This window comes from Stutzerimonas stutzeri KOS6 (assembly GCF_000307775.2).
Lineage (GTDB): Bacteria > Pseudomonadota > Gammaproteobacteria > Pseudomonadales > Pseudomonadaceae > Stutzerimonas > Stutzerimonas stutzeri_B.
The window spans coordinates 128962-134867 of the sequence record NZ_KK020678.1 but is presented as its reverse complement, the minus strand read 5'-3'; the positions used below and the strand labels follow the sequence as shown (position 1 = coordinate 134867).

The 5906-nt window shown below is 53.9% G+C and carries 4 protein-coding genes; 2 read left to right on the top strand and 2 right to left on the bottom strand.

Annotated features, from left to right (window positions below):
• Positions 1–724 precede the first annotated feature (724 nt).
• Positions 725–1285 (bottom strand): recombinase family protein, encoded by a 561-nt coding sequence (locus B597_RS44555; RefSeq protein WP_024162516.1) that lies wholly within the window; start codon positions 1283–1285, stop codon positions 725–727.
• Between the two features lie 407 nt (positions 1286–1692).
• Positions 1693–3063 carry an IS1182 family transposase gene (locus tag B597_RS44550; protein ID WP_031323807.1) on the bottom strand — a complete coding sequence of 457 codons (1371 nt, stop codon included), beginning with the start codon at positions 3061–3063 and terminating at the stop codon, positions 1693–1695.
• Positions 3064–3305: 242 nt separating this feature from the next.
• On the opposite strand from B597_RS44550, the gene B597_RS44545 reads away from it, so the two are divergent.
• Positions 3306–4964: an ATP-dependent nuclease gene (locus B597_RS44545; protein ID WP_024162514.1), complete on the top strand. Its 1659-nt coding sequence runs from the start codon at positions 3306–3308 to the stop codon at positions 4962–4964.
• The coding region (locus tag B597_RS44540) for a UvrD-helicase domain-containing protein (RefSeq protein WP_024162513.1) at positions 4957–5906 on the top strand (950 nt) is incomplete at its 3' end. The genes B597_RS44545 and B597_RS44540, both read left to right, overlap by 8 nt.

The window sequence follows — 5906 nt, the reverse complement described above, 5'->3', positions numbered from 1 at the left end:
TCAGGACTTGAGGAGGCTGCGAAGGGATACGACCTAGGGCGCATAGTGCGCGCGCTGGATTCTGTCGGTGCTATTGTCAAGCGAGAGCCCGGTAAGAACCAAGCACAAAAACGGCTTCCAGAGGGGGGTAAAGAACGATTCTACTGGATCTACCCCGAGCGACTCTCGAGCCCCAGCTAGACAGCATCGTTTTCAGCGATACAAGTGATACAAGGGGTACAGCTCAGCGCTACCGGGCTTTGCCCTGTAACACCTTCCCTGACGGGTCGGGGGGACAGGTGGTACCACGCCGGCTCCTGTACCACCTGTACCCTCAGCCCTCAGGCCACGAGATACGGCTCAGCCCCCGCTAACGTTGGCTGTCCCCTCGGTAGCTTCTGTACCTCTTGATAATGCGAGACGAGCAGGATCTAGCGGTACCGCCCTACCCTTCCAATAGTACTACCCCCGCGAGATGGCAATGCCTTCATGCGAGGTAAGCTCGGCTTACGCTTAGTGAAGCTCTTCCTCTGGATGGGATCAGCTGCCGAACCACCGAAGCTATTGATTGCTCAGTGAAACAGGCCCACCAACTGCGAAAACAGATTGATCCCAAGATCTGCATGAGCAACATCGGATGGGTCTGACTAATAATAAACGCGCGGACCTTTTTCACTCAGGAATCAGCTACTGAGCCTGGCGTCGAGGGCCTGACGATCCTCTCTGGAGGATAAGGCTGTACTCCCTAGCCTGGAGCTCGCAGATATTCATAAAGGGTGGCCCGGCTGATGCCGAACTCGCGCGCCAGAGCGGCTTTCGGTTCTCGGGCTTCAATACGAAGCCGCAGTTCTTCAATCCGGCTTTCGCTTAACGCTTTTTTTCTCCCCCGATAAACACCGCGCTGTTTCGCCACAGAAATACCTTCCCGCTGCCGCTCACGAATCAACGCCCTCTCGAATTCTGCGAACGCCCCCATGACCGACAGCAGCAAGTTAGCCATTGGTGAATCCTCGCCAGTGAAGGTCAGCGCTTCCTTCACGAACTCGATGCGCACAGCCTGCCCGGTGAGCTGCTTCACCACGCGCCGCAAATCATCGAGATTACGCGCCAGTCGATCCATGCTGTGTACAACCAAGGTGTCACCCTCGCGGATGTAACTGAGCAGCGCTTCAAGTTGCGGGCGCTGTGTATCCTTGCCAGAGGCTTTGTCGATGAACACCTTGCTCACCTGAACGCCTTCTAGTTGACGATCAGGATTCTGGTCGAGAGTACTGACCCGTATGTAACCAATGCGTTGTCCGTTCATGCTGCCTCCCAGCGAAATGTGTATAGCTGAGATCTTATAGGCAGCTAGACAGATGCCAAATAATTCGAAAATCGACCCTATCCAGGCAGGTTAGTACTGGTATCGGGATGTCTGGCTAGGGTATAGCCATACCAGACCTCAATTATCGCAGAACAAACGGTTTCCAAAATGTTCAGGTGCGGTTATTTGGCCTTGCTTGAATTACCCATCCAGATTTTAAGCTCGCTTCGGATAACTGGTAACGGCCGATTCTGTTGAAAAAGTAGGTTCAGCGGCAGCCGGCCGGTCGGATGTGCCTGCTGTCGAAGTGGCTGGATGCCACTTTAAGTTGCCTTTCGGCGTTTCACTGAGCTTCCTTGCCCAGGTCTGAGGGTTAATTCGAGGGTTTCTGCTCGCCGCAGGCGCACCTATCCCGTGATCGGTGGCCCGTGAGGCAGCAGCTTGGCCATACGTCTCAGGTTTTGCACAGTCGCCGCCAAGGTGAATTCGTCAGTCGCCCCCGTCAGTCCACGCAGTCGTAAACGGTCGAGTTTCATGATCCGTTTGAGGTGGGCGAACAGCATCTCCACCTTCTTCCGTTCGCAACGAGAGACGAGGTATTCCGGCGTCTTGGCGATGCATCGCGCCACGTCACGGGCCGCTTCATGGATGCTCCGAGCGATCTTGCGGAATGCGGTATTGGGGCAGCACTTCGCTTTCAGCGGGCAGGTGGCGCAGTCGGTTTGGCTGGAGCGGTAGATGATGGTGTTGGCCTTGGTCACCCGAGACCGTTGCTGGGTGAAGGTGCGCCATGCACTGCGCAGCGGTTTGCCGGCTGGGCAGCGGTATTCATTGGCCTCCTGATTCCAGTGGAAGTCATTACTGGAGAGGCTGTCATCCTTGCGTTCGGTCTTGTCCCACACCGGCACATGCGGCTCGATGTTCTTCTCTTCGACCATCCAGGCCAGCATCGGCGCAGTGCCATAGGCGGTGTCGCCGATGAGGCGTTCCGGTGTGAGGTCGAACTGCGCTTCGACACGCTCAACCATCGTCCTGGTCGAATCGACCTCGGCGGTACGATGCGCCGGAGTCGCTTCCACATCCATGATCACGCCATGCTCGGTGTCGATCAGGTAGTTGGTGGAGTAGGCAAAGTAAGCCGGGCCGCCTGGCGCTGCTGTCCAACGAGACAGCGGATCGGTGAGTGAAATCTTCTTGGGGAGGGTTTCAGCCAACGCCTCTTCATCAAGGGCTTCGAAGTACTCGCGTACGGCGCGGCTGCTGAGCTTTGGATCACTCCAATCGACTTCATCTCCCGCTACCCCACGTTGTCGGCTGGCATCCGCCTTGATGATGCTGGCGTCGACGGCGAAACCTTCACCCTTGACCAGACCGGCCGCCATGCAGCGCCGCAGCACCTCATTGAACAACCAGCGGAACAGATCGCTGTCACGAAAACGTCCATGGCGATTCTTCGAGAAGGTCGAGTGATTGGGTACTTCATTCTCCAGGCCCAGTCGGCAGAACCAGCGATAGGCCAGGTTCAGGTGCACCTCTTCGCACAATCGCCGCTCGGAACGGATGCCATAGCAGTAGCCGACGACCAGCATGCGCACCATTAACTCCGGATCAATCGAGGGGCGCCCGATGGGGCTATAGAAATCTGCCAGGTAGGCGCGCAGATCACTGAGATCCAAGCACTGGTCGATGCTGCGCAGGAGGTGTTGGGCCGGGGCGTGATCTTCCAGATTGAACGAGTAGAACAGGCGCTGCTGTCCTCCCGGTAACTGCCCCATCATGCTGTTCGCCCCCGCGCTCGCTGACAGGGCAATTCTGCCGAAGGCATGGGGAAGCAGCTACTTTTTCAACAGAATCGGCCAAAAGCAGTCATTGGATGTGACCATGGCAATAGAGGTGATTCAAAAGTGCTCTAGACGTTCGTCTCCAGCTGATAGTCATATGGACAGCACACACCACCCAAGGTACGGTTCGATTTCTATGGCAATACGCCATTATCAAGTGATGCCTAGAGGGATTTAGAGTGCACGTTAAAGCAATCAAGCTGATCAACTTCAAAAAATTTCGCGACGAACTTCTAGAATTCAACGACGACGTCAATATTTTCGTCGGCGACAACAATGCTGGTAAAAGCACAATCTTGGAAGCGTTAGAAATTGTGCTCAATTACAACCATCGTGGACGGCCCTTCAACGGCGAGTTCTCCCCTGATCTTTTCAATCAGGATGCCGTCACTCGTTTTCTCGCCTCAGACTTGAGCTCCAAGCACCTGCCCAGCCTTATCATCGAAGCCTACATCGACGGTGTGCCTGAGTACCGAGGCTCGAACAACAGCCTCAAGGCTGACACCCAGGGCGTTTTGGTACAAGCCTGTTTCGACCCGTCGCTGAAGGCCGTATACGAGAGCCACCTGCTGACCAAGCCGAACATCACCAGCATTCCGATCGAATTCTATAAGGTGGAATGGCTCGATTTCGGTTGGAATCCGATAAAGCCGATCGCTAAGAAGTTTAAGGCGCTGTACATCGACCCCACACGTATCCACCCAACCCTGGGGAAGAACCAGTACATTTCGAGCATCCTCAACACCGCTTTGGCGAAGGAAGAGCTCGTCAAGCTGACCCTCAATTATCGTGAAAACCTGCAGGTGTTTAACAACTCCGGGGAGGTCAGGACGGTCAATGCCAGCCTTGATGCGGGTCACCTTATCACCGATAGCAAGCTCACCATTGCAGCAAGTACGTTACCTGCGGGCTCCATCCAGACCGGCCTACAGCTTGAGGTCGATGATGTGCCTTTTCACCTCATCGGCAAGGGTGAACAGAGCAATGTGCAGATCAAACTGGCCATTCAGAACAAATCCCACGACATCGATCTGGTGATGATGGAAGAGCCCGAAAATCATCTATCTCACACCAATCTGAACAAGCTGGTGCACTACATCGAAACCCAGCGAGGAGACAAGCAGCTGTTCCTGACCACCCACAGCTCGTATGTGTTGAACAAGCTGAGTATCGACAAGATTTGCCTTGTGCAGTCAGGGTACAAAAGGCTGCACACGCTAGACCCTAAAGTGGTGAAGACCCTCAAGCGTCTTCCTGGCTACGACACCTTGCGGGTGGCACTGTCGGGCAAGGTCATCCTGGTCGAGGGGCCGTCGGACGAACTGGTGCTCAAGAAAATCTACCAACGAAAACACAACCGACTGCCTGAGCAGGACGGGATAGATATCATCGTGGTACGCGGTGTAGGTTTCAAGACGTTCATCGAGGTGGGTAAAGAGATCGGCACTAAGATCCATGTGCTCAGGGATAATGACGGCGACTATAACGGTAACGTTGTACAAGGACGTCTGGAATACGCTGCGTTCCCTAACATCAAGCTGTACTCGTCGATGAACAACGCCGAATTTTCGCTTGAGCCAGCGATGATTTATGCCAACGCAGTTGACATCAAAACCCTTGACGCTTTCGCGAAGGAAGTCTTGTCGACGGAAACCTTCAATATCTACAACGCAGAGGTCTCTCTGGAGGATCGAAGGGAGAATCTGATCCGTTGGTTCAAGAGCGTAAAGGGCAACGGTAAAGGCGCTCGAAAGGTCGACTCTGCGGTCAAACTGTTAGATGGCGCACTGGACTTCAAGTACCCAGCCTTTCTGGACGAGGTGCTCGATTTTGCCTAACGAACTCTGGATCGCAGGCGCCGGATCAGGGAAAACGCACAGGATCATTACTGAAGCCATTGAGGCCATCAAGGCTGGTGGACGTGTGCTTGTAGTCACCTATACAACCAATAATCAGGCAGAGTTACGCGCTCGTTTTGTTGAGCTGTACGGTGCTAGCAGTGAGCACTTCGTCGTCAAAGGGCTGTTCTCTTTTTACCTGGAAGATATGGTACGTCCCTATCAGAGCGAGGTATTCCCAGATCGGATCAAGACTATCTCGTTCACTGAGAACAACCCTCACTTAATACCAGGTACAACCTACTACATTGAAGGCAGAGCTGAAAAATCGGAAGACGGCACGATCAATCCACTGCATTACCTGACGCCCTGCAAAACCAAGGCGTACTCCGGGTTTTTGGCGAAGCTTGCGACCCTCATTGCGAAGCTATCCAAAGATGCCCCTGCCAAGCGGTTGAAAGAAATTTATCAAAGGGTCTATTTTGATGAAGTGCAGGATTTGGTCGGTTGGGACTACGACGTGATCAAATCACTCAACAAGGTCATGGTCGACTCGATCTGTTGTGTAGGCGACTTTCGACAGACAATCTACACAACGACGTTCGGCCATAAGGCCCCGCAGACGCCTCAACAGAAGGTCGATTACTTCGTCGGGAAAATGAAGTTCGAAAAGCATTCGATGCCGAAGAATCGCAGGTGCATACAAGAAATCTGCGACCTCTCCGACACGATCCACCCGGGGCTGTATGACAAGACGGTATCAGATGTCGAGAAAGTGCCAGACGAAATATCGCATCACCATGGCACCTTCATAGTGAAGCAATCTCAGGTGAGCGATTACTTGGCAGCGTTTCAGCCTCAAATACTGCGCTGGTCGTCCACCACCGGCACTGGATACCTACCGAGTAACCTTATCTGTTATACGTTCGGTTCCTGCAAAGG

Bases quoted from the DNA above. Each gene is read 5' to 3' on its own strand.
- B597_RS44555 (WP_024162516.1), bottom strand. From the start codon at position 1,285: ATGAACGGACAACGCATTGGTTACATACGGGTCAGTACTCTCGACCAG.
- B597_RS44550 (WP_031323807.1), bottom strand. From the start codon at position 3,063: ATGATGGGGCAGTTACCGGGAGGACAGCAGCGCCTGTTCTACTCGTTC.